The organism is Paractinoplanes bogorensis (genome assembly GCF_018829635.1).
GTDB lineage: Bacteria > Actinomycetota > Actinomycetes > Mycobacteriales > Micromonosporaceae > Actinoplanes > Actinoplanes bogorensis.
The window spans coordinates 47,796-73,399 of sequence record NZ_JAHKKG010000017.1 but is presented as its reverse complement, the minus strand read 5'-3'; the positions used below and the strand labels follow the sequence as shown (position 1 = coordinate 73,399).

The following is a 25,604-nucleotide window of genomic DNA, read 5'->3' as shown; positions in this document are numbered from 1 at the left end:
GGCTGCCGGAAGTCAGGCACCCGCAGGGCGAGGAAAATGTCCGGAGCGGATATTTCGGGGGGAGACGAGGACGTGGAATACACCACCGGCACGCCCTCGTGGCGTCTTGTCGTACGCCGCGCGTGGCGTGGTCTGCGGCCACAACGACCCACGCTGCGCATGCGCGGCTGGACGATCGGCACTCCATTGATCGCCTTGGCTGCGGGCCTGCTCTTCACCACGTCGGCCACCACGGCCGACGGCACGGCGCTGCGCGACGATCGGCGGCCCCAGCTGACCCAGCTGATCGCCGACAAGCGGGTCCGGCTCGAGGCCCGCGAGCAGGCGGCGGCCAAGCTGCGCTCCGAGGTCGACCAGGACACGGCCCGCCTGGCCGAGGTCGACGCCCCGGTCAAGGCGGCCCGGGAACGCGCTGATGCCCTGCGCGCGACGGCCGGCTTCACCGCGCTCCAGGGCCCGGGGGTGACGGTGACTCTCGACGACTCGTCCCGCCGCAGCAACGACTTCTCCGCCGTGAACGCTCCCGACAACGACGATCTGGTCGTTCACCAGGGAGATGTGCAGGCGGTGGTGAACGCGTTGTGGGCCGGTGGGGCCGAGGCAATGTCGATCATGGATGTCCGCGTCATCTCCACCAGCGCTGTACGCTGTGTGGGCAATACGCTGCTGCTTCACGGCCAGGTTTTCTCGCCACCGTTCAAGATCACGGCAATCGGCGAACCCACAGGCATGCATCGCGCGTTGGAGTCCGCGGAAGGGGTCCGACAATTCAGAGATGCGGTCGCTGACTTCGGCCTCGGTTATACGGAAACCGTCGAGAGGAACGTGACAGTGCGGGCGTACGACGGGTCGAGTGACCTCCGATCCGCGCGGGTCGCCGGGTAATGGCCGACAACCCACCCACCGGGCCCGGCTCGGGGCGGCATCGCGCGCCCGACACCGAGGCCCAGACGGCATACATCCCGCGCATCACCGACGCGTCGCCGGACGGCGTGCCCGGTGGGCCGCTCGCGCCGCCGGTCGGCCTCGGCGCCGCCCGGCCCGAGTCCCCGGCACCGCCGACTTTGCCGCCGACTTTGCCGCCGCCGAGCCCGTCAGCGGCCGAGACGGCCGTCCTGCGCACCGACGAAGAGGTGCAGCAGCGGATCAGCACGGCCGCCGGCGGCACCGTGGGCGCGGCGGCTCGGGCCGTTCGCCCCGCGCAGACCGACTTCGACTTCTTCGCCGGCTCGGCCGACGAGCAGCAGCAGGCCAGGACGCCACAGCCGCAGCCCGGAGCACAGCAACCGCCCGGCCCGCCGCATGGTGCGGGCCGAGCCGCCGGGCCGTCCGGCGAATGGTCGACCTCCGGCCAGCGGTCCGCGGGTTTCCCGCCCCCACCGACCGGCGTGCCCGTGGCTGCGCCCCCGACCGGGTCGCTCGCGCAGCCGGCCCGCCGGCCGCAGGATCCACCGCCACCCGGCCGCGAGCCCGGCTGGCCGCACGAGCACGGCGCCCCGGTCAACGAGCCGCGCTACGACGCCGGACCGGGCCGTCCCGCCCCTCAGACGGCCCGTACGCCGGCAAACGGCGCCGGGGCGGCCGGCGGGGTCTACGGACGTTCCGAGGCTCCTGAGGCGTCTCAGGCCCCGACGCCCTTCGGTGACCCCTGGGGACGAGACGTCCCGACGCCGGCACCGGGCTACCGTCCGCCCGCCACCACCGGCCGGAGTTTCACCGAGCCGGGTTTCAACGAGCAGGGTTTCGACGACCAGGGCCAGATCCGGCCCAGCGTGCCGGTCAACCCAGGTCAGATCGTCGCTCCCGGCGGGCGGCAGGATCCCGGCGAGACCGCCGTCATCCGCACGTCCGACGCTCCGACCGGCCTGCTCCCCGCGGTCAACCGCCCCGAACAGCCCCCACACCCCGTCAAGGCACCCACCGCGCTCCTCTCCGCGGTCCCCGGCGTCGCCGCACAGGCCGCGAAAGCGAAGGCCGACCCCGACGCCGCTCTCGGCGCCGCCTCGGTCTCGCCCGCCGGCCCGGGCGGTCCGAGGCCCCCGGCAGAGGAGGAGGCCGTGGACGAAGCACCCAGACGCGGCGAAAAGGTCGTCAAGCTGCGCCCGGAACAGACCGGTGAGGGCTACAAGAGCGTCTACTCCGAGATGACCCGGCCGACCTTCGGCTCCCGCCTGCGGGCGGGCATCCGGGTCTCGGGCGAGCTGATGATCACCTTCGGGGTCATCGTGCTGCTCTTCGCCGGCTACGAGGTCTTCGGCAACTCGGCCGAGGTGCAGGACGAGCAGAACGCGCTCAGCACCGAGCTCGACGACGTGTGGAACGACCCGACGGTCGGACCGACCGCGTCCGCCGCGGCCAAGGCTCCGGCCGCCCCCGGCTCCAACCTGGTCGGCCGGCTCTACATCCCGAAGTTCGACAAGGAGTGGGTGGTCGTCGACGGCGTGCAGCCCGACGACATCCGGTACGCCCCGGGCCACTACCCCGATTCGGCCAAGCCGGGCCAGGTCGGCAACTTCTCGGTCGCCGGTCACCGGATCCGCAAGATCTTCTGGCGGCTCGACGAGCTCAAGGACGGCGACGTCATCGGCGTCGAGACCCGCACCAACTGGTACGTCTACAAGGTCTACCAGCAGCAGGTCGTCAAGCCGAGCGCGGTCGAGGTGGTCGCGCCGGTGCCCGGCAAGCCCAAGGCCAAGCCGTCGCAGGCGCTGCTCACGCTGACCACCTGCAACCCGAAGTTCAACAACTACGAGCGCCTGATCATCCACGCCGAGCTGGTCGCGACCAGCAAGCGTGACCAGGCCGCACCCAACGCCGGCATGCCCGCCGAGATCAAGGGGGCATGATCCGTGTACTCCTGGATCTGGCGCAAACTGCCCGGCGGCCTGTGGGGCAAGCTCACCGGCTCGATCGGGCTGCTCGCGGCCACCGGGGCGTTGCTCTGGTACGTGGTGTTCCCCTGGGCCACCCCGTTGCTGCCGTTCGACGACGTGCAGGTCGGCACCGGCACCGAGCAGCAGGGCCCGGACACCCCGGGCGACGACAACGCGGACGTGACGTCGACCGACAACCCCGATCACCCGGGGCCGGACGAGATCCCGTACAGCACCGAGTCGAACCAGCCGCATCCCTCCGACGCCGCCACCGGTGGCAACCAGATCCCGGGTGATTGACGTGCGCATCCTGGTCATCGACAACTACGACTCGTTCGTCTTCAACCTGGTGCAATACCTGGGCCAGCTGGGCGCCGAGTGCGAGGTGCGCCGCAACGACGAGATCGAGGTGGCCGACGTCGGCACCTTCGGCGCGGCCGGTGTGCTGCTCTCGCCCGGCCCCGGCACCCCCGAGCGGGCCGGCATCATGATGGACGTCATCAAGGCGTACGCGGGAAAGGTTCCGATGTTCGGGGTCTGCCTCGGTCATCAGGCGATCGGGGCCGCGTTCGGGGCGACGGTGACCCGTGCCCCCGAGCTGCTGCACGGCAAGACGTCCGAGGTGCATCACAACGGGGCCGGGGTGCTGGCCGGGCTGCCCGAGCCGTTCACGGCCACCCGCTACCACTCGCTCGCCGTGCTGCCCGAGACGCTGCCGTCCGAGATCGAGGTGACCGGCCGCACCGAGTCCGGCGTGGTGATGGCCATGCGCCACCGCGAGCTGCCGATCGAGGGCGTGCAGTTCCACCCCGAGTCGGTGCTCACCGAGGGCGGGCACACCATGCTGGCCAACTGGCTCGCCTCGTGCGGCCTGCCCGAGGCGCTCGAGAAGGCGCCGCCGCTGGCCGCCGAGGTCGAGACCCGGCGTCGCGCCGCGTTCGCCACCGCCTGACCGGACCGCTCAAAACAGAAACGGCCGCCCCCCGTACGCCGGGAGGCGGCCGTTGCCGCATGTCGGGGTCAGTCTCGGCGGAACGTTCCGATCGAGTTTCCGATCAGGCCGTTCGTGCCCGTGCCACCGCCGTTGCCGGGGCCGGTGCCGGGCGACCCGGTGTCGTCCGGGTTGGGGGTGGTCTGGCCCGGGTCGGGCTCGCCGATCACCGAGAGCGTGACCTTGTCGCCCTTCTGGGCCGTCGTGTTGGCCGCCGGGTTCTGCTCGACGACCGTGCCCGGCTCACCCTCGGCCTGCACGAGCTCAATGTTGACGTTGAACCCGCCGGCGTTCTCGAGAGCGCCCTGGGCCAGGCCGACCGGCCTGCCCACCACGTCGGGCACCTTGACCAAGCGGCCGTTCGAGACCTCGATGGTGACGGTCGAGCCGGGGTCGACGTCGCGGCCGGCGTTCGGCACCTTGGTGACGATGCCGACCGGCTGGAGGTTGTCGACCTCCTTGGGGTTGACCTTGAGACCGAGGCCCTTCAGCGTGCTGGTCGCGCTCGCCTGGGTCGAGCCGACCAGGTTGGTCGGCACCTTGACCTGCTCGGGCTTCAGGCACAGCTGATAGGAGACGCTCTGATCGGCGCCGACCTTGCCGCCCTTCTCCGGGTCCTGCGCGACGACAGTGCCGTCGCAGTCGCTGTCGGTCTTCGGTGAGTCGGGCGAGGACTTGGTGATGCCCGCCTTGGCCAGTGCGTCCAGCGCCTGCTGGTTGGTCAGGCCGTCGAGGTCAGGCATCGTGTAGGTCACCGGAGCCGAGGGCGTCGGGTCGGCGTTGGTGTTGTCCGCGTTGTTGCGGCTCATCATGAGCGCTACACCGAGGACGATCACCACCAGCACACCGAGCCCGGCCAGCGCGGCCCACACCCACGACGACGAGCGGCGTTCCGGCTGACGCGGACCACCCATCGGGCGCTGCACCGTGGTGGCGCCCTGCGGCTGCCACTGCCTCTGCGGCGAGCCCTGCATCGCCATCGTCTCGGCCTCGGTCATCACCGGAGTGGCCAGCACGGGCCGACCGGCGACGGCCCGCAGCGCGTCGGCCCGCATCTCCTGCGCCGACTGGTAGCGGTTGACCGGGTTCTTGGCCAGCGCCTTGAGCACGATCGCGTCGACGTCGGCCGGCACCTCGTGGACGATGTCACTGGGCGCTTTCGGATCTTCCCGTACGTGCTGGTAGGCCACGCTGACCGGGCTGTCCCCGACGAACGGGGGATGGCCGACCAGCAGCTCGAACAGCACACAGCCGGCGGCGTACACATCGGAGCGGGCGTCGACCGCCTCGCCACGCGCCTGCTCGGGTGACAGATATTGCGCCGTGCCGATGACCGCGCTGGTCTGCGTCATGGTGGTGGCGCCGCTGGCCAGGGCCCGCGCGATGCCGAAGTCCATGACCTTGACCTGGCCGTTCTGCGTGATCATCACGTTGCCCGGCTTGATGTCCCGGTGGATGATCCCGTGCCGGTGGCTGAACTCCAGCGCGGCGCAGATGTCGGCGGTGATCTCGAGGGCCCGGCGCGTCGGCAGACGCTGTTCCTGGCCCAGCACTTCCTTGAGGGTCCGTCCGTTGACGAACTCCATCACGATGAACGGCAGCTTCTCGCCGGTGGAGGAGATCTCTTCGCCGGTGTCGTAGACGGCGACGATCGCCGGGTGGTTCAGCGCGGCCGAGTTCTGCGCCTCACGGCGGAACCGCTCCTGGAACGTCGCATCGCGGGCCAGGTCGGTGCGCAACATCTTGATCGCCACGTCACGGCCGAGCCGGAGGTCGCGTCCGCGGTGCACCTCGGCCATGCCGCCGTAGCCCAAGAGCTCGCCGACCTGATACCTGCCACCGAGCAGGCGGGCCTGCGCCGTCATAGCCTCAATCGTCCTTCGTTAGCTCTGATCCAGTCGGGGTTCGCGCCCGCCTGCGTAGTTAGACGGTACGACGCCACCGTTGGATCCCCTCCGGTGACGCCCGGGTGGACGTTGCTGTCGCCGAGTGCCTGACCCTGGCTGTAGAGGAACGAGATCACGCCGGCGCACAGCAGAACCAGCAGGGCCAGGACCACGGCGAGCACGATCAGCACCTGCCGCCCGCCGGAACTCTCCGGCTTCGCGGCCGGAGCCGGTTGCTGCTGCTGTGGTTGGTACGGCTGACGGTAGGGCTGCGGTTGAACGGGCTGGGGCTGAGACGGCGGGGCGGAGGGCACCGAGGCGGCGCCGCGCGCACCCGAGACCGGGCGGGGCACCGGCGGATAGGGCGGACGGGCCGCCCCCGAGATCGGGGAACCGGAGATCGGCGCGCCGCTCGCCGGGCGGGTCTGCGGGTGGCCGACCGCCGGGCTGACCGGGCCGGCCGGCCGCGCGGGCGAGCCGGTGGGCGCCTGGGCGGCCGGGTTGGCCAGCGAGGCGGCGGCCTGACGGGCGACCGCGGCCAGCGCCGAGGCCGAGGGCCAGCGGGCGTTCGGGTCTTTGGCCAGGGCACGGTCGACGATCGTGCGCACCTGCAGCGGGATGTCGCCGGGCAGCGGGCGCGGGGTCTCGCGGACGTGCTTCATCGCGATTTCCATCGGCGTGGCGCCGTCGAACGGCCGGTGCCCGGAGAGGCACTGGTAGGCGACGACGCCCAGCGCGTAGACGTCCGAGGCGTGCGTCGCGACCGCACCCGAGGCCTGCTCGGGCGAGATGTAGGACGCCGTGCCGAGCACCGAGCCGGCCACCGTGAGCTGCCCCACCAGGGCCGAGCGGGCGATGCCGAAGTCGGTGAGCACCAGCGTGCCGTTGGGGCGGACGAGAAGGTTACCCGGCTTCACATCGCGGTGGACGATGCCGTTGGCGTGGGCCGCCTGCAGCGCGTCGGCGGCCTGGGCGATCAGGGCCATGGTGCGGGCCGGGGTCAGTCGGCCGACCCGGCTCAGGGTGCGGGAGAGAGCGTCACCCTCGACGTATTCCATGACCAGGAACGCGAGCTGCTGGTCGCTGCCGTAGTCGTAGACGTCGACGACCCCGGGGTGATTGATCGTGGCCATGGTGCGGGCCTCGCCCCGGAACCGCTCGGCGAAACCGGGCTCGTCGAGCAGGGCGGGCAGCAGGATCTTGACAGCGACCGTCCGGCCCAGCACCTCGTCGGTGCCGCGCCAGACATCACCCATCCCACCGCCGGCGATCCGCTCGTCGAGAACGTACCGGCCGCCGAGGGTCACCCCAGGGCTGATCATGCTCAGTCGCCTCCCTGGCCCGCCGCGGCCTCCATGATGAGTCCGGCGATCCGAGCCGCCTCGGCGCTGGCGTGGCCACCGCTCACGTTCTCAAGCATGACGCACACCGCCGAGACCGCCTCGCCCTTGTCGTTGAAGGCGAACCCGACGAACCAGCCGTGCGGGTCGGCGCCCTCGGCGTTCTGCGCGGTTCCGGTCTTGCCGCCGACCTCCATGCCGCTGATCCGGGCCCGCTTGCCGGTGCCGTTCTCGACGACGCTGACCATCATGTCTTTCAGGTCGCTCGCGACCTGTCCGTTGATGGGCGTGCGGAGGGTCTTGGGGGCGGCGGTGTAGATCGTCCGCAGATCGGGGCTGGTCAGCTTCTGCACCAGGTAGGGGCGCTGCTGCTTGCCGCCGTTGGCCACCGTCGCGGCGATCAGCGCGCCCTGCAGCGGGGTCATCCGCACGTCGCGCTGGCCGAGCGAGGACTGCGCGAGCGCGCCCTTGTCGACGCTCCCGTCCGGGTTGGCGATCTTGCCGGTGTCGCTCATCGCGACCGGCAGGCCGCCGCCCTCGAGGTCGCCGACGGTGAGCTGGTCGTCTTCGAAGCCGAAGGCCTTGGCCGCCGCCAGGATCTTGTCGCGGCCGAGCGTGACGCCGAGCCGGGCGTAGCCGGTGTTGCAGCTGGTGGTCAGCGCGGCCTTCAGATCGATCTGACTACCAGGGCAAACTTCGTCCTCGGAGTTGCGGATGACCGCGCCGCTCTCGCGGTATTCGCGGCCCGCCTCGATCTCGGTATCGGTTGTATAACCGTTCTGGAGGGCGGCCGCGGAGACGATCACCTTGAAGACCGAGCCGGGCGGTTTGGTCGACGCCGTGGCGCGGTTCAGCAGCGGCTGGTTCTCGTCCTTGTTCAGCTTGCTGTACGCCGCCGAGGCCGCCTTCTCGTCGTGGCTGACCAGCGGGTTCGGGTCGAAGCTGGGCATCGAGACCAGGGCCTGCACGGCGCCCGTACGCGGGTCGAGGGCGATCGCCGCACCCTTCTTCGCGCCGCGCTCGTTGTTGACCAGCTCTTTCCAGGCCGTCTCCTGCGCCTTGGTGTTGAGCGTCAGCAGCACGTTGCCGCCACCGGTGTTGTTGCCGGTGAACATGTCTTTGACCCGGTCGGCGAACAGCTTGTCGCTCTCGCCCGACAGGAAGTCGTTCTCGGCGTTCTCGATCCCGGTCGCGGCCAGGCCGACCGGCCGGTAACCGAGCACCGGCGCGTAGACCTCTTTGCGCGGATAGACGCGCAGGTACTTCAGGGCGTCGTCGGTGGCCTTGTTGGTCGCCAGTCCGGTGCCGCCGGCCTCGATCACGCCGCGAGGACGCTCGTACTGCGCGACCACGACCCGCCGGTTGTAGTCGTTGGTCCGGTATTCGTCGGCCTTGTACGCCTGGACCCAGTTCAAGTTGGCGAACAGCAGGCCGAACAGGACGAGGATGACCACGCCGGCCCGTCGAAGTGGTGCGTTCACGGCTTGATCACCTCCGTCATTGCGCCGTGTAGTTGTGCTGGTGCCTTCTTACCGCCGCCACCGGCCCGATCCGTTCCCCCGCCGCTGGCCGCCGGTCCCCGCGCCGCGTTCGAGATCCGCAGCAGCATGGCGATCAGCAGCCAGTTGGCCATCAGGGAGGAGCCGCCGGACGAGAGGAACGGTGTCGTCTGACCGGTCAGCGGGATCAACCCGGTGATGCCACCCAGGATGACGAAGATCTGCAAACCCAAGGTGAACGAGAGACCGCCGGCGACGAGCTTGCCGAACGAGTCACGGACGGCCAGGGCGGACCGCAGACCCCGCTCGACGATCAGCAGGTAGAGCACGAGCAGAGCGGAGAGGCCGAACAGGCCGATCTCCTCACCCATGCCGGCGAAGATGAAGTCGTTCTGCACCTCGGGCACGAACCGCGGCGAGCCGGCCCCCGGGCCCGAGCCGAACAGCCCGCCCGTGCCCAGCGAGAGCAGGCCCTGCACCAGCTGGTAGCTGCCGCCGAGCCGCTCGTAGTTCGCGTTGTCGAACGGGTTGAGCCACACCTGGGCGCGGTCGTAGAAGTTGGCGAACGGGCCGCCGACCGTCTCACCGAGCAGGTAGGCCACGTAGACGCCGCCGAAGAACATCACCAGGCCGATGATCAGCCAGCTCGAGCGTTCGGTGGCGACGTAGAGCGTCACGATGAACAGGCCGAAATACAGCAGCGCGGTGCCCAGGTCTCGCTCGAAGACCAGCACCAGGAGGCTGAGCAGCCAGACCGTGACGACCGGGCCGAGGTCGCGGCCACGCGGGAAGTCGATGCCGAGGAACCGTTTACTGGCCAGCGACAGCACCTCGCGCTTGCGGACCAGGTAATAGGCGAAGAACGAGACCAGCGCGATCTTGGCGAACTCGCCGGGCTGGATCGAGAACCCGCCGAGCCGGATCCACAGCTTCGCGCCGTTGATCTCGGACATGCTGGCGGGCAGCACGGCCGGGATCATCACCAGCACGATGCCGGCCAGGCCCAGCGTGTAGGCGTACCGGGAAACGACCTTGTGGTCCCGGACGACCAGCAGCAGGACCGCCGCCAGCACCAGCGCGACCAGGGTCCAGACCAGCTGGCGGCCGCCGATGCCGGCGAAGACGCTCGGGACGGGCTGCTTGTCGGAGAGCGCGTCGCCGATGTCGAGCCGCCGGAGGAAGCCGACGCCCAACCCGTTGATCAGCGCGACGGCCGGGATGAGCACCGGGTCGGCGTAGGGCGCGGTGAAGCGCACCACGAAGTGCAGACCCAGGAACAGGATGCTCAGCAGCGCGGCCGGCACCCAGAAGGTGGGCGTGATCTCACCGATACGGCTCGCCTCGACGGTGGCGCCGTACGCCGCCACCAGGATCATGGCGAACGCGAGCAGACCCAGCTCGGCATTGCGCTGGGTCTTCATCCCCGGGATACGCGCCATCTCGCCCGTGGAGGAGGGCGAGGAGGCAGGCACGGCGGGCGCGGTCAAGAAGGATCCCCAGACGTGGTCGAGCCGAAGCTCAGTTGACGGTCCGGCACCCGACCGGATCGGCAGCGGGCGCAGACTCGGAAAGCTGAGCGGACGGCGTGAGGGCGGGCGCGACGCTGGTTGCGGCGGGCGCGCTCGGCGTGGTCGGGCTGCCGGCCGCGGCACTCGGCCGGGCCGAGGACGAGACCGACGGCGCCGGCGGCGTCGTGGCCGGCGCGGTGGTAGGCGTGATGCAGAGCGGCTTGAGATTCGGGTTCGACGCGACGTCGTCGGTCAGCTCGGCGAGCATGCGCTGGGCATCCGGCCGGTCGTCGGCGTGGATGCCCTCCTTCACTCGCTCCTGCGCGACCGAGGTGAGGTCGTCGAGGCGGGACGGGCTCGTCTCGTTGATGCTGGAGAGGTCGAGCCCGGCGATCTGGCCCGGCACCCCGCGGAAGATCGCGAGCTGGCCGGCCTCGGTCGCACCCACGTAATACTGGTCCTGGGTGTATTGGTAGCCCAGCCACAGGCCGCCGCCGAGTACGCCCAGCAGCGCCAGCACGAGCAGCGTGGCCCGCACCGGGTGCCCCTTGGGCGTGGGCTCGGGATAGGTGTCGCTCGCCGGTTGCGGCTGCGCCGGGCGCGGCGCCTGCAGGGCGGACGCGCGGGCGGCCGGGGTCGAGCTGTCGGCGACGGTGGTGTTGCCGCGGTCGATCGCCGCGGCCCCGCCCACGATCGGCGCCTGCTCGATGATGTCGCCGTCGGTCGCGTCGGCGATGACCACGGTGATGTTGTCGGGACCGCCGCCGCGCAGTGCGAGCTGCACCAGCCGCTCGGTGCACGCCTGCGGGTCGGTGAGCTCGCGCATCGTCTGCCCGATGGTGTCGGCGCTGACCACGCCGGACAGACCGTCGCTGCAGATCAGATAGCGGTCGCCCTTGAGCACCTGACGCACCGAATATTCGGGGTCGATGTCGCGGCCGTCGAGGGCGCGGGTGAGCAGCGACCGTTGCGGGTGGCTGCTCGCCTCCTCCGGACTGACCCGACCCTCGTCGACCAGCATCTGGACGTACGTGTCGTCCTTGGTGATCTGGGCGAAGTCGCCGCCGCGGAGCAGGTAGGCCCGGCTGTCACCGATGTGCACCATGCCGAACTTGCTGCCCGAGAAGAGCACCGCGGTCAGCGTGGTGCCCATGCCCTCGAGCTGAGGATTGGCGTCGACGGTGTCGCGGAGCTGTTGATTGGCCGTCCCGACGGCGTGACGCAGCGCGTCGACCAGGGCATCCCCGGGGACGTCCTCGTCGAGCGGCGCCATCGCGGCGATGACGATGTTGGACGCGACGTCACCAGCGGCCATCCCGCCCATACCGTCGGCGACAGCAAGCAGCCGCGGCCCGGCGTAGACGGAGTCCTGGTTCAGGTCTCGGATCAGACCGCGGTCGCTCTGAGCGGCATAGCGCAGGGTCAGGGTCATGGCCGTAACTCGAGAGAAGTGCGACCGATCCGGATCGGTACGCCAAGGGGGACGGGAGTAGGTCCGGAGACCTTACCGCGGTCGAGATAGGTGCCGTTCGTCGAGCCGAGATCCTCGACGAACCACTGACCGTCCCGCGGAACGAGCCGCGCGTGCCGGGCCGAGGCGAAGTCGTCGGTGATGACGAGCGTCGAATCCTCGGCACGACCGATAGTGATCGGCGCCTCGCTCAGCGTGATCCGGGTGCCGGACAGCTGCCCGGCGGTCACCACGAGCTGCCGTGCCGCCTTACCGCGTTTCGCCTTGGCCGGCCGGCCCTCGGGCACCGCGCCACCCACCCCCCGAGGGCTGGCGACGATGCTCTTGGACCGGACCCCAGCGAACAGATCCCGGCGGATCACACCCACGACCGTGAACACGAAGATCCACAGAAGGATGAGAAAGCCGAACCGGGCGACGGTGAGGACAAATTCGGGCAAGGTGCTTAGCCGTCCACTCGGAACGTCAAGGTGGTGGTGCCCAGCTGGATCATGTCGCCCGGGTTGAGCGCCACGGCCGAGACACGCTGGCCGTTGACCATCGTGCCATTGGTCGAACCGAGGTCGGTCAGCACGACCTGGTTGCCGTCGTAGTCGAGCCGGGCGTGCCGGCGCGAGATGCCGACGTCGGGCAGGCGCAGGTTGGCCTGGTCGCCCCGGCCGATCACGGTCGAGCCCATCTGCAACGGATAGGTGCGGCCGTCACCCGAGATGAGGCCCACACCGCCACCGCGGCCGTTGGGGGCGCCGCCACCGCCGTGCTGCTGGTAGCCACCCTGCTGTTGCTGCTCGTACGGCGGGTACTGCGGGCCCGCGTCGTAGGCCGGCTGCTGCACCGGGGCGACCTCGCCGCCGGTGTAGACCTCGGCGGTGACCCGGAACATGCCCGTGTCGAGCCCGTCACCACGCTCGATCTCGACGATCACATCGCCGTAGACCGTCCACGCCTGCTCCCCGATGAACTCGGCCTGCGACTGGGCGAGCTCCTGGGCGAGCGCGGCGGCATAGGGCGCCAGCCGGCTGTGGTCATAGGGCGAGAGGTCGATCACGTAGCGGTTCGGCACCAGCGTCCGGCCACCGGCGAGGATGGCCTTGTGCGCCTCAGCCTCCCGCTGCATGGCATTCAGGATCTCCACCGGGTGCACGACACCCTTGAACACCTTGGCGAAGGCCCCTTCGACAAGGCCTTCCAATCGCTTCTCAAAGCGCTGCAGCACGCTCACGGCTCCTCCTCGGCTTCCGAGGACATGATGGTATCCGGACGTCGCTTGCGCATCTGTAGCCCAAGAACGACCGGCACTTCTGACCCTCGTATGACACCCTTTGACGCCGTGCTAGTCTTCCCTGGCGTTCGGGGCGATATCAACTCGCTTGGTGACGTGCGACAGCGTAGTCTGTCGCAGCCAGTAACAAAAACGCAGGTCTGACGCCTGCTGCATATTGCCACGGGGATGTGGCGGAATGGCAGACGCGCACGGTTCAGGTCCGTGTGTCCGAAAGGACGTGGGGGTTCAACTCCCCCCATCCCCACGAGTCGATGGCGGCGTGTGTTCGCGGAAAGCGCGAACCGCGTCGCCTCGTCATATCTGCTCAGGGGGCCGAGCCCCTTGAAACCCCACGGTGCGGTGGTTGCGCTGGGGTGCGGTGGTTGCGCTGGTGTGCGTTATCTCTCGCTGAGCGTTGGGCTACCGGCTTCGCCGGGGACGAGCCCTCGTTGGGCTTAGGCTGCCGGCTTCGTGGGACGACCCGGTCACGATCTGCTTCTTCCCGGCCTTTCTTTGTTGCTCTTAGTGACTGTCACGGTGTGGTTTCAACATCGCGTCGGGGAAGCAACGAGAGCTGCGCCGGGCGGGTCGGGGCGATCTCGGCGGTGGAAAGAGTGGCCGAGTGGGTGGGTGATCACCTGGCCGGTTGGTTGGTGGGTGCTGGTTGTGCCGATCGGGTGACATGGGTGGGGCGGCTATGCTCGGCGGCGGAAAATGCCGGTGTTGAGCCGAACTAAGAGGGTGCCGTGACTGCCGACCAGGCCACGACCATGCGGGGCAAGCGCAGTGTGCTTGGCGTGCTGGTGGATGTCACCGACTATGCGGAGGCCACGCGCCTCATTGTTGAGGCGGCGCGGGAGCGGCGGGGCTATGCGGTCACCGCGCTGGCTGTGCACGGAGTAATGACTGGTGTGCAGGATCCGGCGCACAACGCGCGGCTCAACTCGTTTGATCTCGTCACGCCGGATGGGCAGCCGGTTCGGTGGGCACTGAATGTGGTGCACCACGCTGGGCTGGGTGATCGGGTCTATGGGCCGACGCTGACGCTCAAGGTGGTGGAGGCGGCCGCGGCTGAGGGGCTTCCGATTTATCTGTACGGGTCCACGCAGCCGACGCTCGACCGACTTGTTCCGGCGCTGGAAGAGATGTTCCCGGCTTTGAAGATCGCTGGGGTGGAAGCGTCCAAGTTCCGGTCGTCCCATGCCGGCGAAGCCGCGGAGATCGCCGCGCGGATCAAGAGCTCGGGCGCGCGCATCGTGCTGGTCGGGCTCGGGTGCCCGCGGCAGGAGATTTTCTCGTACGCGATGCGTCCACTATTGGACATGCCACTTCTCGCCGTCGGCGCCGCGTTCGACTACCACGCCGGCCTGCTCAAGAACCCGCCCGCGTGGATGCAGAAGTACGCGCTCGAGTGGCTGTGGCGCCTGGGCCTCGAACCGAAGCGGCTCTGGAAGCGATACGTGCTGCTCAACCCGGCCTACCTGGCCCGGCTGGCCGCGCAGCGAAGTGGACTGTGGAAGGCGACCCCGCCCGCCCCGGCCACCGAACCGGTCACCACGTTCGCCGTCTAGGGGTCGGCAGCACCCCGTCCCCTACGGGATCGGTGGGGTGATAACCCGGTTTCGCCGCCCTGCGTTCAGGTGAACGCTGTCGATGTGAACATCGTCGCGGACCTCATTCTCGCCGGCACTCTCGTCGCCGTCTGGCTCACCGCCGGACTGATGGCCGACGCGCTGCCGTCGGCCCGCTCCGCGCTGGATCTGCGCCGCCGGGCCGGCATCCTGACCGCACTGGTCGCCGTCGGCGCAACGGTGTTCGTCGCCGTCCCCGTGGTCACCTATCTGGTGCCGGGCGAATCGGCGGCACCGGCGGCAGCGCTGCTGCCCGCCGTTCCGGCCCTGATCGCGCTCACCGCCAGCCTGCGACGCATGACTCAGGTGCGACGAGGAGCGGGCGCCTTCGCCTCGGCGCCGCTGACTCCTGTGCCACCGGCGCTGCGGGCGGCTGCCGCGCACCCGCTGATTTTGGTGCCGCTGCAGGTCACCGGTCTGGCGACGCTGCTCAGCCTGCCGATCGCGGGCGGACTCATCGAGGTGCCGGGCGCCGACCTGGCCGGGATCGCGATCACGGTGGTGGGGGTGGCCGTGCTGGCGATCGGGATTCGTGCGGGACTACGGCACAGCCGGCTCGCCGTGCTGGCGCTCGCGCCGATCGGGCGTCGCCCGCGGGTGCCGGTCGACAGCCGCTGAGGGGTCAGTTCTTCTTCTTGGCTTCCTGCACATAGAGAAGTTCGAGAATCGAACGGGCGGCCTCGAACCAGCGGTCCAGCCAGTCCGATGTGGGCAGTGCACCGCGAGCAGGCAGTTCGAGCAGCAGTCCACGCAGCAGCGGGTGGTCCGCCATCGACTGGGACGAGCCGGAGTCGGAGTCGGGCCAGCCGCTGGACGGGAAGACCGGCTCGGTCAGCCCCTGGAGATCGAGCGACGGCAGCTTGGCGGCACGGTCGAGCGGGCTGGACGACTCGATGCTGTGCGAGCGACCCGGCGACCGGGTGGGCAGCCCCGAGGAACTGCGCGACAACAGTTCGCCGTCGGTGGCCTCGGAGAGCGCGGCCTCGCGCCGGTTCTGCCGGTAGGCGCTGACTCCCCCGCTGAACCGGTCCTGCGCCGTCGAGGAGCCGCTGAGGTTTTCCGAACCAATCGTCATCTGTCTGCCTTGCCTCAATCGCAGGAAAGCGACCCCTCCCCGCGCTTCTGCCGTTCAACGAGGCGAGCGCAGAAATGACTACGGCCGGCTCCCCCGCGTCGCTGCGGGAGAACCGGCCGCTCGTCCGACGACCTCCTGGTCAGAGGTCGAACTCGCCGTCCTTGGCGCCGCCGACGAACGCGTCCCACTCGGCGGCCGTGAAGATCAGTGCCGGCCCGTGCGGGTTCTTCGAGTCGCGCACCGCGATCGCCTCGTCCACGAAGGCCACCTCGACACAGTTGTCGGAGTTGGGCCCACTGCGAGTGCTCTTGAACCACTGCGCCCGGCTCAGATCGATCCGGAAACCCTTCGCTTCGACTTCCACAATGGCTCCTCTACCAGCATTTCAATCATCCCGATGGACTCCTCCGGGAGGAGGGCCGTCGACCGGATGGTCTCGAAGATGGAGATGTACTTGCTGAGCTCCTCGGCCTTCTCCAGAAACAGGCCGCCGGTCGCATTCTCGGTGAAGACCACGTCGGCGTCACCCTCTTCCTCGAACTCGAGAATGGAGAACGTGCCATCCATGCCGGCGTGCGCACCGGCGGCAAACGGCAAGATCTGCAACGTGACGTTCGGCAACCGGGCCGCCGTGATCAATCTGGCTAATTGATCACGCATGACCTCGTCGCCGCCGACCGGCCGGCTCACCACCGCCTCATCGAGCACCACCCAAAGATCGATCGGATCGTCCTGAATCAATAACGACTGCCGTTCCATCCGGACGCGGACACGCTGCTCGATTTCCAGATCTCTGTCCCCCTGACGGGCGGCCCGAATCATCGCAATTGCATACTCTTCGCTCTGCAGGAGACCGGGTACCACCTGCGACTCATACGTTCGGAGGGAACGGGCGGCCGCCTCCAGACCCACGTAGGCACCGGAAAGAACCGTCGAAAAAGGATGCCACCAGCCTTTTTGCCTCGCTTCTCGGGCAATTTGGACGAGTTCCTGTTTGATGCCGTCGGTTACGCGGTAAATGTCCAACATGGCCGACACATCACCGGGGCTAGCACTGGTATGTCCCGTCTCAATTCGGGACACTTTGGACGTCGAACAACCCAGTCGTTCCGCCACCATGTCGATCGTGACCCGGGCCGCCTCCCGGTGCCGGCGCAGCTCGACCCCGAGCCGCCGGCGTCGAATGGTGGGACTGCGATGTTGATTCACCACCCCAGTCTCCTGTCGATCATTTAGCGATTCAAGTTGACCGTACCTACCAACTGGTAATCACTAAGGGCTGACATGCAACTTGCATCGACCGGACTCGTGGTGCAATCTTTTGGGTATGGCTCGCGTCACTCAGCCCGAACGGGCGATGGGGCCGAGTCCCGCTCAACGTACCGATACGACACCGTTCATGGGGGGCCGATCATCAGTTTTGTCCGAGGTGGACTGATCCACTTCGGGCGCTACCGAGATCGGCGATGGTGACGTTCCGCAACCCTTTCGATGATTGGCATCGTCGAAAGCTTGCATAGGCGTCTACGCCGGGCACACTTGGTGCTTTCGTGTCAAGGTTTCAGGGCAGGAGATGACGTGCTTCCTCGGTCCGGTGATGTCATACACGTGACGAAGGCGGCCAGCGTCCAATTCGCGGCGCCGATGCTGTTCCGTGTCATCCGGGTCCACGACTGGCCGACGTACGAGGGCTGGATCTGGCTGGACGGATACGAACTGAACCCCTCGGGCGACGCGGTGGAGCGCCGATCGATCTTCGTCCAGGTCAGCGGCCTGCGTGCAGTCGGCAAGGCGCCCGACCCCCGGGCCCGCAACGGCCGGCAGCCGGGCCTGGTCAGCGGCACGATCCAGGCTCGCGCGGTACGCACCAACCGCTAGTTGGCGACGGTCGGCTCGGTCGTCGGTGTCGTCGGCGCACTCGTCGGTGCGGCCGCGATGACCAGGGTGACCATGGTGTCCGGTGGGACTTCCTGCCCCTCCACCGGATCACTGTCGATCACCGTGTCCGGCGGCACGTCCGGAGCCTGACGATAGATCAGCCGGTAGTTGAGCCCGGTCGACCGCAGGGCCTCCTGCGCATCGGCCAGCGCCAGTCCGCGCAGCGCCGGGATCGTGATCTCACTGGCCGACGGCTCGGTGGTGGACGGCTCGGGCTCGGGCGATGTCGTGGTCGGCGTAGCGCTCGGTGACGTCGTCGTGGTCGTCACCGTCTCGGCCGGCGCCGCCGCACTGCTCGTGGCCGGTGCCGGGGTCTCGCCTCCCGACGAGTTCCGCACGATCAGATAGATCGCCCAGCCCAGCACGGCGAGCAGGATCAAAGCGACGATCCCGACCACGATCGGCATCCACCAGCGGTCCTTGGGCTGAGCCGGGGCCGCGGCGGCCCAGTCGACCTCGGGATATCCACGGCCGGGTTGTGGCGAACGGACCTCGGCCCGCCCCGACCACGCGGGGTTGGCCCGGCTCGGCGCCCAGTCGTCGTCACCGACCGGCGGCATGACCGCGGTCGAACCGGAGGCGACCACGGTCGGCTCGTCCCGGATCGTCGGCACGGTCCGCACGTCGTCCAGGGTGTCGTCGTCGCGGCGGCTCTTGCCGGGCAGCGTGTCCTCGTCGTCGGCCGGCGGCACGGTGGCCCGCCCCACCGGCGCCTCGGCCGCTTCCCCGTCGACCTGGGTCGCGTCCAGGTCGGCCGGAGTGCCGTCGACCTGCGTGGCGTCAGGGTCGGGAGATTTGCCGGTTTTAGCCGGTTTTTCGGCCTCCGGAGAAGGGTCATCGGCGTCATCGGGCGAGAAACGTCGCGTCTCGTCGTTCTCGTCGGACATCGCCTCTCCTCGGCTCGATCACCCGCAAGGGTCAACGTATCGAATCTTGCGAGGCATGTCTGGCCTCCGCAGGACAAACACACCAGGTGGCTACAGGTGAGAAGGACCATCGGACATCGACGTACCGATTCGCAGGCATCGGCGGCGACCGCTACAGTGCGGCGCATGGCCGACAAGGGCTGGACGGCACGGATAGCCACGGCAGCGGGCGCTGCCGCCGGCACGGGTGCCGCGCAATTGGGTCTGGGCTACGGCCTGGGCGTGGTCGTCTGGCCGGTGACCCCGACCGCCGACGACAGTGCCTGGCTGGGCAGCCTCGGCTGGGCGACCTGGATCACCGCGAGCGCGACCGTGTTCGGCGCCGTGCTCGGCAGTCGATACAAGGGTGGGCCCGGTCCACGCACGAGCGCCGCGTGGCGCTTCGCCCTGGCCGCCTGCGCGGCGGTCGGTGCCCTGGTGACGGTCGCGCTGATCGCGCTTCCGGCCCGTTCCGCCGTACGCTTCGAGTCCTTCACCCCCCAGGTCATCGCGGGCGGTTACGCGATGGTGGGCCTGGTGCTGGGCCTGATCGTCGCCTTCTGGGCCGTGTCGTCCCGGCCGGTCGCGGCCAACCTGATGGCCACCGGGGCCTGGTTGTGGGCCCTGGCGATCGCCGCCATCGTGGTCGAGCTGACCGTCAACCGTGACTCGGCCACCTATCTGACCAGCTGGCAGTTCGCCGAGGTGGCGAGCAGCGGACGCTACGGCACGATCTTCTGGCCGAGTGCGCTGCTCACCCTGGGCGCGGCGTTCCTGGTCGCGGTTCTGGCGGCCATCCCGGCGGCTCGGCGCGGCGACACCGGGGTGGGTGCCGCCACCTCCGGTGTGGCCGGTCCGCTGCTGGTCGCCTTCGCGTTCCTGGCCCTGGCCCCTCGGCTCACCGGCGCTCTGGGCCCGATCGAGTCGGCCTACCTCATCGCCCCGTACGCCGTGCTGGCCGGCCTGGCCGGTTCCGCCCTCGCCGTGACCGTGACGCGTGGCCTGCAGGAACAACGCTCCCGCCGAGTCTCCACGGTGAGCGGCACAGCCCGCGTCCCCGACCAGCCCACCCCCGCCGCCGAGCGCCCCGCCGCTCCGAAGCCCCCGAGAACCGGCTTGCTGGGCCGCCGAAAGCTCCCCAAGCAGCCCACTCCCAGCGCGACTCCCGACCCGGCGACGACCTCCGGCGCCGTGCCCAGCGCACCCACCAAGCCCATCCCCGCCGGGCCTACACCGGCCGACCGAGCCTCCGCGGGGCCCGCCTCAGCCGAGCGGTCGTCGGGAGCAGCCGCCCGGCCGCAGGCAAAGGGCGCGCCGTCCGATTCGGATAAATTGCCGCGTGTCGCCAACGGCACGCCGCCCACAGTCGACGCGGAGATCGCCGCCGCCGCGCGCCCCACTCCGCGCCCACGTCCCAAGAAGGTCAGCCCGCCGCCCGCCGACCCCAAGCCGGCCAGGTCCACAGTGACCCCACCCCCGACGGCACCGACGATCGCGCAGATCAACCCGAAGCCCCCGGCCAAGAATTAGGGTTTGGGCGCAACCATTTACGCAGGTCGCCGCGGTGGGCTTCGCGTTCTGGACGCGCCAGCGGCCTGCGACGCCCGCCGCGGTCCCCGCGGGAGCGACGGTCCGTCACCCACCACCCCGCCGGGACAAAAGGCTCTCGATCCTCGACCGCCGCAACCAACCGCCCGGCGGAACATGAAAGCTCACGCGGGATCTTCAAAGAGGCCAACCGTGGACGGGTTCGTTGGTTCGGTGCAGCTCTGAGTAGCGGAGCAGCATCGCGTGCAGGGCCTCGTCGCGGGACAGCCCCCGGCTCTCGGCCTGGCGGACGGACTCGGTCTGCCAGGAAGCGCCGTTGCGCCCCAGGCGACAGCGCTCGTCGATGACGCTCAGCAACCGATCACGGACGGCCGGTTCGACGCCGTAGCGGTCGAGGCCCGCGTGTGCCTTGGGCAGCAGCTCCGATCGCACCAGCTCGGCCACGCCGATCTCGCCCCGCCCGGGCCAGAACACCGTGGCCTCGATGCCGCCGACCGCACCGGCGTGGAAGTTGTCGCGGGCGGCGGCGAACGACAAGCGTGACCAGATCGGGCGTTCCTCCTCGGCCAACTGTCGTACCAAACCGAAGTAGAACGCCGCGTTGGCCAGCAGATCGATCACGGTCGGGCCGGAGGGCAGCACCCGGTTCTCGACGCGCAGGTGCGGCCGGCCGCCGGCGACGTCGTAGACCGGGCGGTTCCACCGATAGACCGTGCCGTTGTGCAGGCGCAGCTCGCTCAGCTCGGGGACGCCGCCCGCGCGCAGGGTCTCGATCGGGTCCTCGTCGGACAGGAACGGCAGCAGCGGGCCGAAGAACTTCACGTTCTCCTCGAACAGGTCGAACACCGAGGTGATCCACCGTTCGCCGAACCAGACCCGCGGCCGTACGCCCTGCGCTTTGAGCTCTTCGGGCCGGGTGTCGGTGGCCTGCTGGAACAGCGCGATCCGGGTCTCGGCCCACAGCCGGCGGCCGTGCAGGAACGGCGAGTTCGCGCCGACCGCGACCTGGACGCCGGCGATCGCCTGGGACGCGTTCCAATAGCGGTCGAACTTCTCCGGCGGCACCTGCAGGTGGAACTGCACGCTGGTGCAGGCCGCTTCCGGGGCGATCGAGTTGCTGACGCTCTGCAGGCGTTCGACGCCGTGGATGTCGAGCCGGAACTGTTCCCCGCGGGCGCCGGCCATCTCGTTGTTGAGCAGGCGGTACCGCTCGTTGTCGCTGAGGTTTTCGAGCACCAGGTGCTCGGCCGTGAGGGTGGGCAGCATGCCGATCATCACGAGACCGGAGTCGGATTTGGCGGCGGCCCGCCCGAGGCTCTCGAGCAGGTCGTTCTCGTAGTCGGCGAGGCCGCGGCCGGCGATCGATCGGGGCCGCGCGTTCAGCTCGATGTTGAAGCGGCCGAGTTCGGTCTGAAACAGCGGGTCGCTGAGCTGGGCGAGCACCTCGGCGTTGCGCATGGCGGGCCGGGCGTCGTCGTCGATCAGGTTGAGTTCGATCTCGAAGCCGGTCATGCCGTCGGTGGTGTCGAACGCACCCTGGTCGAGCATCTGCGCGAAGACGTCGAGGCAGCGATGCACCTTGTGGCGATACGTGACGCGGTCGTCGGTGACGATGACGGCCTCCTGTGGCGAAACGGACGTCGATCACCACTCTGTGAGCGAATGCGTGCGCTCGGTCTACCTTGCCATCCGTATCGGAGTCGCGCCAGACAGCAACGAGCCGCCGCCCCGGTGCGGGACGACGGCTCGACTGTGGAGATTGGAGCGGGAAGATCAGGCGCGGCGGATGGCTTCGCCCTCGATCTCGATCTTGATCTTCTTGCTGACCATGACGCCGCCGCTCTCGAGGGCCATGTTCCAGGTCAGGCCCCAGTCCTCGCGGTCGATCTCGGTCGTGGCGCTGAAACCGAAGACCGAGAAGCCGTACGGGCTGGCGCCGGCACCCTCGAACTCGACGGTCAGCTCGACCGGCTTGGTCACGTCCTTGATGGTGAGCTCGCCGTCGAGCACGAACTCGGCACCCGCGTGGCTCTTGATGCCGGTGCTGCGGAACTCCATCGTCGGGTACTTCTCCGACTCGAAGAAGTCGCCGCTGCGCAGGTGGTTGTCACGGTCGGTCTGGCCGGTCTCGATGCTGGCCGTGTTGATCGACGCGGTGACCGACGACTGCAGCGGGTCCTCGGCGATGGTGATGACAGCGGAAGCATCCGCGAACTGGCCGCGAACCTTGCTGACCATGAGGTGTCGCGCCACAAAGCCGACCCGCTTGTGTGCGGCGTCCAGGTCGTACGTGCCGGCGGCCGGGATCTGCAGACCCTCGAACGCGCGGGTGTTGGCGACGGACTCGGTCATGACTGTGTCCTTCTCTCAAGCACTTGTGGTCGGTGTTTGTGTGACGGAGCAACTATATGCCAAGCAATATTCCCCGTGTCAAGGGCCCGGTGTAGGATGTACCCGTGAGTACGGACCTGGATGACCCTCGTTTCACCGCGTTCGGCCTGTTCGCCGAGGCATTCACGGGGCTGACCAATCGCTTTGCCGCTCAGTTCGAGGAGCATCGCCTCTCCGCCGTCGAGTTCGAGGTGCTCATGCGTCTCGCCCGGTCTCCCGGCCGACGGCTCCGCATGACCGACCTCGCTGGTCAAACCTCACTCTCTACCAGCGGCGTCACCCGCGTCGTGGATCGCATGGATCGGGACGGCCTGATTCGCCGCGAAGCCTGCCCGAGCGATCGCCGCAGTTCGTACGCCGTGATCACCGAGGCCGGGGTCGCCCGGCTCGACGAGGTGCTGCCCGGCCACCTCGAGCTCCTCCAGCAGTGGTTCATCGGTCAGCTCACGCCGGTCGAGCTCGACGGCATGCTGGGTTCGCTCCGCAAGATCCGCGATGCGGTCAACCCGTGCGCGACGGCCGGGACGACCGAGGAACGACCTGCCGCCTGACCCGTCGAAGTCAACATAAAGCCGTCCGTGACCACCTCACCGGAAGGCTTCGTGCAAACCGGCAGAACTACCGGCAGAATCGGGCGACGCGGCGGTCTAAACGGACAAATCTCCCAAGTTTTGCGGCGGCCCGCGGCTACTGTGATCCGCGCAGGGGGATGCGGCGCGACCGAGGCGACGGCGGGGCTTGACGGGGGAGCTTCGTTCTCGCCGCGTAACTGGCGGGCGTGGCGACGGACGGCGCGTGGGGGGCACGCTAGGCCGACCGGCCACGCCCGGCCAGTGACAACCCCCTACTTCTCGAGCAGCGCACGTTCCCGCGGCAACAGGGTGATCCCGCTCTGCCGGCAGATCTCCCGCATCCAGTCGACGGCCATCCCGCGCTCGTCCTCGTCCGGTGTGCTGACGATCAGTCCGACCAGAGCCTCCACCACGTCGCGAGGATCATGAGTTCCCCCGTACGCCTCGGCGGCCCGGGCAAAACACTCGGCCGCCCGCTTCCGCTCGCCCCGGCGTAACGCGATCGCTGCCTCGACCATGGCCGCCGGACCGTCCTGGGGCTCGTCCTCCCCCGTGTCGAGCTGGCCCAGCACCTCGGTCGCCTCGTCGAGCCGGTTCGCATCGGCCAGCGCCAGCCCGATCGTGGACAGCAGCCGGCGCCGGTGCCCGGGGTCGCCGACCCGGATCAGGTCGGCCATCGCGCGTCGCCCGAGGCGGGCCGCCTCTTCCGGACGCCCGTCCAGGCGCTGCACCTCGGCCAGGTTGACCTGGGCCAGCACCCGCAGCCGGGTCTCGCCGCAGCGCGCGGCCAGCCGGCTGACCTCGGCCAGTCGCTCGCGCGCGGCCGGCAGGTTGCCCTGGCGGATCTCGTGCCAGGTCAGGTTGTTCTCGGCGACGGCCATGTCGCGGTCCCGCCCGCCGCGCTTGGCCAGCGCGAGCGCCGCCTCGCCGTGCTCGCGCGCCCGGTCGTAGTCGCCGACGCTCATCCACAGCGCGGCCAGCTGGGCCTGCGCGGTGAGTTGCCCGGCCAGGTCGTCGAGCCGTTCGAAGGCGGCCAGCGCCTCGGCCGCCGAACCGACCTCCTCGCTGCCGTCGCCGTGCTCGCGGGCGAGCTGGGCCAGCCCGATCCGGGCCCACGCCCGTGCGGCCGGGTCGGCGTCGGCCGTCCGCGGGTCGTCGAGCAGCCGGCGCAGCCAATGCCGTCCGGTCACGTCGCGTCCGCGGAAGCGCCACCAGCGGGGCAGCGCCGACGCGAGCCGCAGGGCGGTGTGCGGATCTTCGCCGGCCGCGTAGGCCAGCGCGAAGCCGAGGTCGCCGGCCACGTCGTCGAGCCGGGTCGCCGCCTCGGACAGGCCGGTGCCGGTCAGGTCGGGCCAGATCTCATGGGCCAGATCGGCCAGCACCTGCGCGTGCCGGCGACGCCCCTCGGCCAGCTCGCCCTCGGCCGCGGCCCGCTCGGCGGCGTAGTCGCGGACGACGTCGAGCAGGCGGAACCGGAAGGTGCGGCTGCCCCGCACGCTGAGCAGGCCGAGTTCGAGCAGACGGTCCAGCAGGTGCTCGACGTCGGCCCGCGGGTCGTCCACGAGCTGCTCGGCCAGGCCGATCGACCAGCGGTAGCGGAACATCGCCAGCCGGCGCAGCGCCCGCTGCTCCTCGGGGTTGAGCAGCCGGTAGCTGGCGGCCACGGCGTCGCGCAGGGTGACCTGGGGTTCACGGGATCCCGGCCGGTTGAGGTCGAGCACCCGGTCGCCGTAGCGGTCGAGGATCTCGGGGATGGTCAGCACCCGGCCGCGGGCCGCCGCCAGTTCGATCGCGAGCGGCAGGCCACCGAGCCGGCGGACCAGCGCCGCCAGCGGGGCGACCTCGCCCGGCTCGGGCTCGCCGCGGCGCACCTGACCGAGGCGTTCGAGAAACAGCGCGACCGCCGGATAGGCCGCGACCTCGTCGAGCGTGCCGTCGTCGGACTCGGGCGGGGGCGCGGTCAGCGGCGCCAGCGGCCAGACCTGCTCGCCGGGCAGTCCGATCGGGTGCCGGCCGGTGGCCAGGAACCGCAGCGTCGGCAACCGGTCGAGCAACTGGGTCAGCATCTCGGCGGTCGCGTCGGCCGACCGTTCGACGGCGTCGATGAAGACCAGGGCGGCCCGTCCGGCGAACCGGGCGGGCAGGGCATCGGGACGGCCCACGCCGAACTCGGCCGAGATGCTGCCGAGCATCTCGCCGACCGTCGAACCGTCGGTGATCACGATGCCGGCCACTCCGCCCGGATAGGCCGGGGCGGCCCGGTGTGCGGCCACGATGGCGAGGCTGGTCTTGCCGACCCCGGCCAGGCCGACCAGGGTCACGCCGCGCGGACCGTCGGGCGCGCTGAGCTGGGCGGTCATCTCGGCGAGGTCGTCGTCACGGCCGATCAGCTCGCCGGTCGGCAGCACGCGGAGGAAGCCGGTGGGCGGCAGAGGGTCCTCGGTGGACTGTCCGCGCGCCGCGGCCAGGAAGGCCTCACGCTCGGTGCCGGCCAGTCCGAGAGCGGCGGCCAGCAACTCGACGGTGGTGCGTTGCGGGCGGGACGCGCGGCCCCGCTCCAGATCGCGGACGGTACGCACGCCGACCGCGGCCCGGGTGGCCAGTTCCTCCTGAGTCAGGCGCGCTCGCTGTCGTTCCCGCCGCAGGACCGCGTCGAACCCGGATCCCCCCTGGTCCGGCGCGTTTTCTTCCCCCATGACAACGAACTTAGGG

22 protein-coding genes, 1 tRNA gene and 1 pseudogene are annotated in these 25,604 nt (G+C 69.7%); 10 read left to right on the top strand and 14 right to left on the bottom strand.

Annotation, left to right across the window (positions count from 1 at the left end; genetic code table 11):
- The first annotated feature begins 72 nt into the window (after positions 1–72).
- Genes KOI35_RS41590 through KOI35_RS41575 form a run of 4 tightly spaced genes read left to right on the top strand, consistent with a single transcriptional unit; the run spans position 73 to position 3,825 of the window.
- Positions 73–885: a DUF881 domain-containing protein gene (locus tag KOI35_RS41590; RefSeq protein WP_215795247.1), complete on the top strand. Its 813-nt coding sequence runs from the start codon at positions 73–75 to the stop codon at positions 883–885.
- Entirely contained in the window at positions 885–2,846 is a 1,962-nt protein-coding gene (locus tag KOI35_RS48070) for a class E sortase (protein ID WP_246614636.1), read from the top strand. The genes KOI35_RS41590 and KOI35_RS48070 overlap by 1 nt, the downstream gene beginning before the upstream one ends.
- 3 nt (positions 2,847–2,849) lie before the next feature.
- Positions 2,850–3,173, top strand: a complete 324-nt coding sequence (locus KOI35_RS41580) for a hypothetical protein (RefSeq protein ID WP_215795246.1) — start codon at positions 2,850–2,852, stop codon at positions 3,171–3,173.
- 1 nt (position 3,174) lies between these two features.
- A complete protein-coding gene (locus KOI35_RS41575) occupies positions 3,175–3,825 on the top strand; it encodes an aminodeoxychorismate/anthranilate synthase component II (RefSeq protein WP_215795347.1) in 651 nt (216 codons plus the stop codon).
- 68 nt (positions 3,826–3,893) lie between these two features.
- Here KOI35_RS41575 and pknB read toward each other — a convergent pair whose 3' ends face one another.
- The 7 genes and pseudogenes from pknB to KOI35_RS41540 form a co-directional block, all read right to left on the bottom strand.
- Complete coding sequence (gene pknB / locus KOI35_RS41570) at positions 3,894–5,729, bottom strand: Stk1 family PASTA domain-containing Ser/Thr kinase (protein ID WP_215795245.1); 1,836 nt, start codon at positions 5,727–5,729, stop codon at positions 3,894–3,896.
- Complete coding sequence (locus KOI35_RS41565; protein ID WP_215795244.1) at positions 5,726–7,072, bottom strand: serine/threonine-protein kinase; 1,347 nt, start codon at positions 7,070–7,072, stop codon at positions 5,726–5,728. Before KOI35_RS41565 ends, pknB begins: the two co-directional genes overlap by 4 nt.
- A gap of 2 nt (positions 7,073–7,074) precedes the next feature.
- Positions 7,075–8,571, bottom strand: a complete 1,497-nt coding sequence (locus tag KOI35_RS41560; protein WP_215795243.1) for a penicillin-binding transpeptidase domain-containing protein — start codon at positions 8,569–8,571, stop codon at positions 7,075–7,077.
- Entirely contained in the window at positions 8,568–10,028 is a 1,461-nt protein-coding gene (locus KOI35_RS41555) for an FtsW/RodA/SpoVE family cell cycle protein (protein ID WP_215795346.1), read from the bottom strand. The genes KOI35_RS41560 and KOI35_RS41555 overlap by 4 nt, the downstream gene beginning before the upstream one ends.
- A gap of 79 nt (positions 10,029–10,107) precedes the next feature.
- On the bottom strand, positions 10,108–11,529 hold the full coding sequence (locus KOI35_RS41550; protein ID WP_215795242.1) for a PP2C family protein-serine/threonine phosphatase: 1,422 nt from the start codon (positions 11,527–11,529) through the stop codon (positions 10,108–10,110).
- Entirely contained in the window at positions 11,526–12,008 is a 483-nt protein-coding gene (locus KOI35_RS41545; RefSeq protein WP_133873756.1) for an FHA domain-containing protein FhaB/FipA, read from the bottom strand. The genes KOI35_RS41550 and KOI35_RS41545 overlap by 4 nt, the downstream gene beginning before the upstream one ends.
- Positions 12,009–12,013: 5 nt before the next feature.
- Positions 12,014–12,816 (bottom strand): annotated as a pseudogene (locus KOI35_RS41540) (FHA domain-containing protein).
- Positions 12,817–13,014: 198 nt separating this feature from the next.
- On the opposite strand from KOI35_RS41540, the gene KOI35_RS41535 reads away from it, so the two are divergent.
- From KOI35_RS41535 to KOI35_RS41525, 3 genes are all read left to right on the top strand, one after another.
- Positions 13,015–13,097: transfer RNA gene (locus KOI35_RS41535), tRNA-Leu, on the top strand.
- 505 nt (positions 13,098–13,602) lie between these two features.
- Positions 13,603–14,403, top strand: a complete 801-nt coding sequence (locus KOI35_RS41530; RefSeq protein WP_215795345.1) for a WecB/TagA/CpsF family glycosyltransferase — start codon at positions 13,603–13,605, stop codon at positions 14,401–14,403.
- Positions 14,404–14,487: 84 nt separating this feature from the next.
- Entirely contained in the window at positions 14,488–15,081 is a 594-nt protein-coding gene (locus KOI35_RS41525) for a hypothetical protein (protein WP_246614635.1), read from the top strand.
- A 4-nt stretch (positions 15,082–15,085) separates the two neighbouring features.
- Here the strand turns inward: KOI35_RS41525 and KOI35_RS41520 are convergent, their stop codons facing one another.
- The 3 genes from KOI35_RS41520 to KOI35_RS41510 all read right to left on the bottom strand — a co-directional run bounded on the left by KOI35_RS41520 (position 15,086) and on the right by KOI35_RS41510 (position 16,747).
- Positions 15,086–15,538 (bottom strand): hypothetical protein, encoded by a 453-nt coding sequence (locus KOI35_RS41520; protein WP_215795239.1) that lies wholly within the window; start codon positions 15,536–15,538, stop codon positions 15,086–15,088.
- 139 nt (positions 15,539–15,677) lie between these two features.
- Entirely contained in the window at positions 15,678–15,902 is a 225-nt protein-coding gene (locus KOI35_RS41515) for a DUF397 domain-containing protein (protein WP_184954316.1), read from the bottom strand.
- A complete protein-coding gene (locus KOI35_RS41510) occupies positions 15,866–16,747 on the bottom strand; it encodes a helix-turn-helix domain-containing protein (RefSeq protein WP_215795238.1) in 882 nt (293 codons plus the stop codon). Before KOI35_RS41510 ends, KOI35_RS41515 begins: the two co-directional genes overlap by 37 nt.
- Before the next feature lie 369 nt (positions 16,748–17,116).
- On the opposite strand from KOI35_RS41510, the gene KOI35_RS41505 reads away from it, so the two are divergent.
- Positions 17,117–17,416, top strand: a complete 300-nt coding sequence (locus KOI35_RS41505; RefSeq protein WP_215795237.1) for a hypothetical protein — start codon at positions 17,117–17,119, stop codon at positions 17,414–17,416.
- Here the strand turns inward: KOI35_RS41505 and KOI35_RS41500 are convergent.
- Positions 17,413–18,363 (bottom strand): PASTA domain-containing protein, encoded by a 951-nt coding sequence (locus KOI35_RS41500; RefSeq protein ID WP_215795236.1) that lies wholly within the window; start codon positions 18,361–18,363, stop codon positions 17,413–17,415. The genes KOI35_RS41505 and KOI35_RS41500 overlap by 4 nt on opposite strands.
- Before the next feature lie 165 nt (positions 18,364–18,528).
- Between KOI35_RS41500 and KOI35_RS41495 the strand changes: the two genes are divergently transcribed.
- Positions 18,529–19,911: a Hansenula MRAKII killer toxin-resistant protein 1 gene (locus tag KOI35_RS41495; RefSeq protein WP_215795235.1), complete on the top strand. Its 1,383-nt coding sequence runs from the start codon at positions 18,529–18,531 to the stop codon at positions 19,909–19,911.
- Positions 19,912–20,106: 195 nt separating this feature from the next.
- Here the strand turns inward: KOI35_RS41495 and KOI35_RS41490 are convergent, their stop codons facing one another.
- Positions 20,107–21,543: a glutamate-cysteine ligase family protein gene (locus KOI35_RS41490; protein ID WP_308121392.1), complete on the bottom strand. Its 1,437-nt coding sequence runs from the start codon at positions 21,541–21,543 to the stop codon at positions 20,107–20,109.
- A 159-nt stretch (positions 21,544–21,702) separates the two neighbouring features.
- On the bottom strand, positions 21,703–22,281 hold the full coding sequence (locus KOI35_RS41485; RefSeq protein ID WP_215795234.1) for a YceI family protein: 579 nt from the start codon (positions 22,279–22,281) through the stop codon (positions 21,703–21,705).
- 104 nt (positions 22,282–22,385) lie between these two features.
- On the opposite strand from KOI35_RS41485, the gene KOI35_RS41480 reads away from it, so the two are divergent.
- Entirely contained in the window at positions 22,386–22,871 is a 486-nt protein-coding gene (locus KOI35_RS41480; RefSeq protein ID WP_215795233.1) for a MarR family winged helix-turn-helix transcriptional regulator, read from the top strand.
- Between the two features lie 293 nt (positions 22,872–23,164).
- Here the strand turns inward: KOI35_RS41480 and KOI35_RS41475 are convergent, their stop codons facing one another.
- Positions 23,165–25,588, bottom strand: coding sequence for an ATP-binding protein (locus KOI35_RS41475; RefSeq protein WP_215795232.1), 2,424 nt, complete (start codon positions 25,586–25,588; stop codon positions 23,165–23,167).
- Between the last annotated feature and the right edge of the window lie 16 nt (positions 25,589–25,604).

Excerpts from the sequence above, each read along its gene's own strand:
- KOI35_RS41550 (WP_215795242.1), bottom strand. The coding sequence starts at position 11,529 with ATGACCCTGACCCTGCGCTATGCCGCTCAGAGCGACCGCGGTCTGATC.
- KOI35_RS41530 (WP_215795345.1), top strand. The coding sequence starts at position 13,603 with ATGCGGGGCAAGCGCAGTGTGCTTGGCGTGCTGGTGGATGTCACCGAC.
- KOI35_RS41565 (WP_215795244.1), bottom strand. The coding sequence starts at position 7,072 with ATGATCAGCCCTGGGGTGACCCTCGGCGGCCGGTACGTTCTCGACGAG.
- pknB (WP_215795245.1), bottom strand. The coding sequence starts at position 5,729 with ATGACGGCGCAGGCCCGCCTGCTCGGTGGCAGGTATCAGGTCGGCGAG.
- KOI35_RS41520 (WP_215795239.1), bottom strand. The coding sequence starts at position 15,538 with ATGACGATTGGTTCGGAAAACCTCAGCGGCTCCTCGACGGCGCAGGAC.
- KOI35_RS48070 (WP_246614636.1), top strand. The coding sequence starts at position 885 with ATGGCCGACAACCCACCCACCGGGCCCGGCTCGGGGCGGCATCGCGCG.
- KOI35_RS41475 (WP_215795232.1), bottom strand. The coding sequence starts at position 25,588 with ATGGGGGAAGAAAACGCGCCGGACCAGGGGGGATCCGGGTTCGACGCG.
- KOI35_RS41500 (WP_215795236.1), bottom strand. The coding sequence starts at position 18,363 with ATGTCCGACGAGAACGACGAGACGCGACGTTTCTCGCCCGATGACGCC.
- KOI35_RS41485 (WP_215795234.1), bottom strand. The coding sequence starts at position 22,281 with ATGACCGAGTCCGTCGCCAACACCCGCGCGTTCGAGGGTCTGCAGATC.
- KOI35_RS41495 (WP_215795235.1), top strand. The coding sequence starts at position 18,529 with ATGGCCGACAAGGGCTGGACGGCACGGATAGCCACGGCAGCGGGCGCT.
- KOI35_RS41555 (WP_215795346.1), bottom strand. The coding sequence starts at position 10,028 with ATGGCGCGTATCCCGGGGATGAAGACCCAGCGCAATGCCGAGCTGGGT.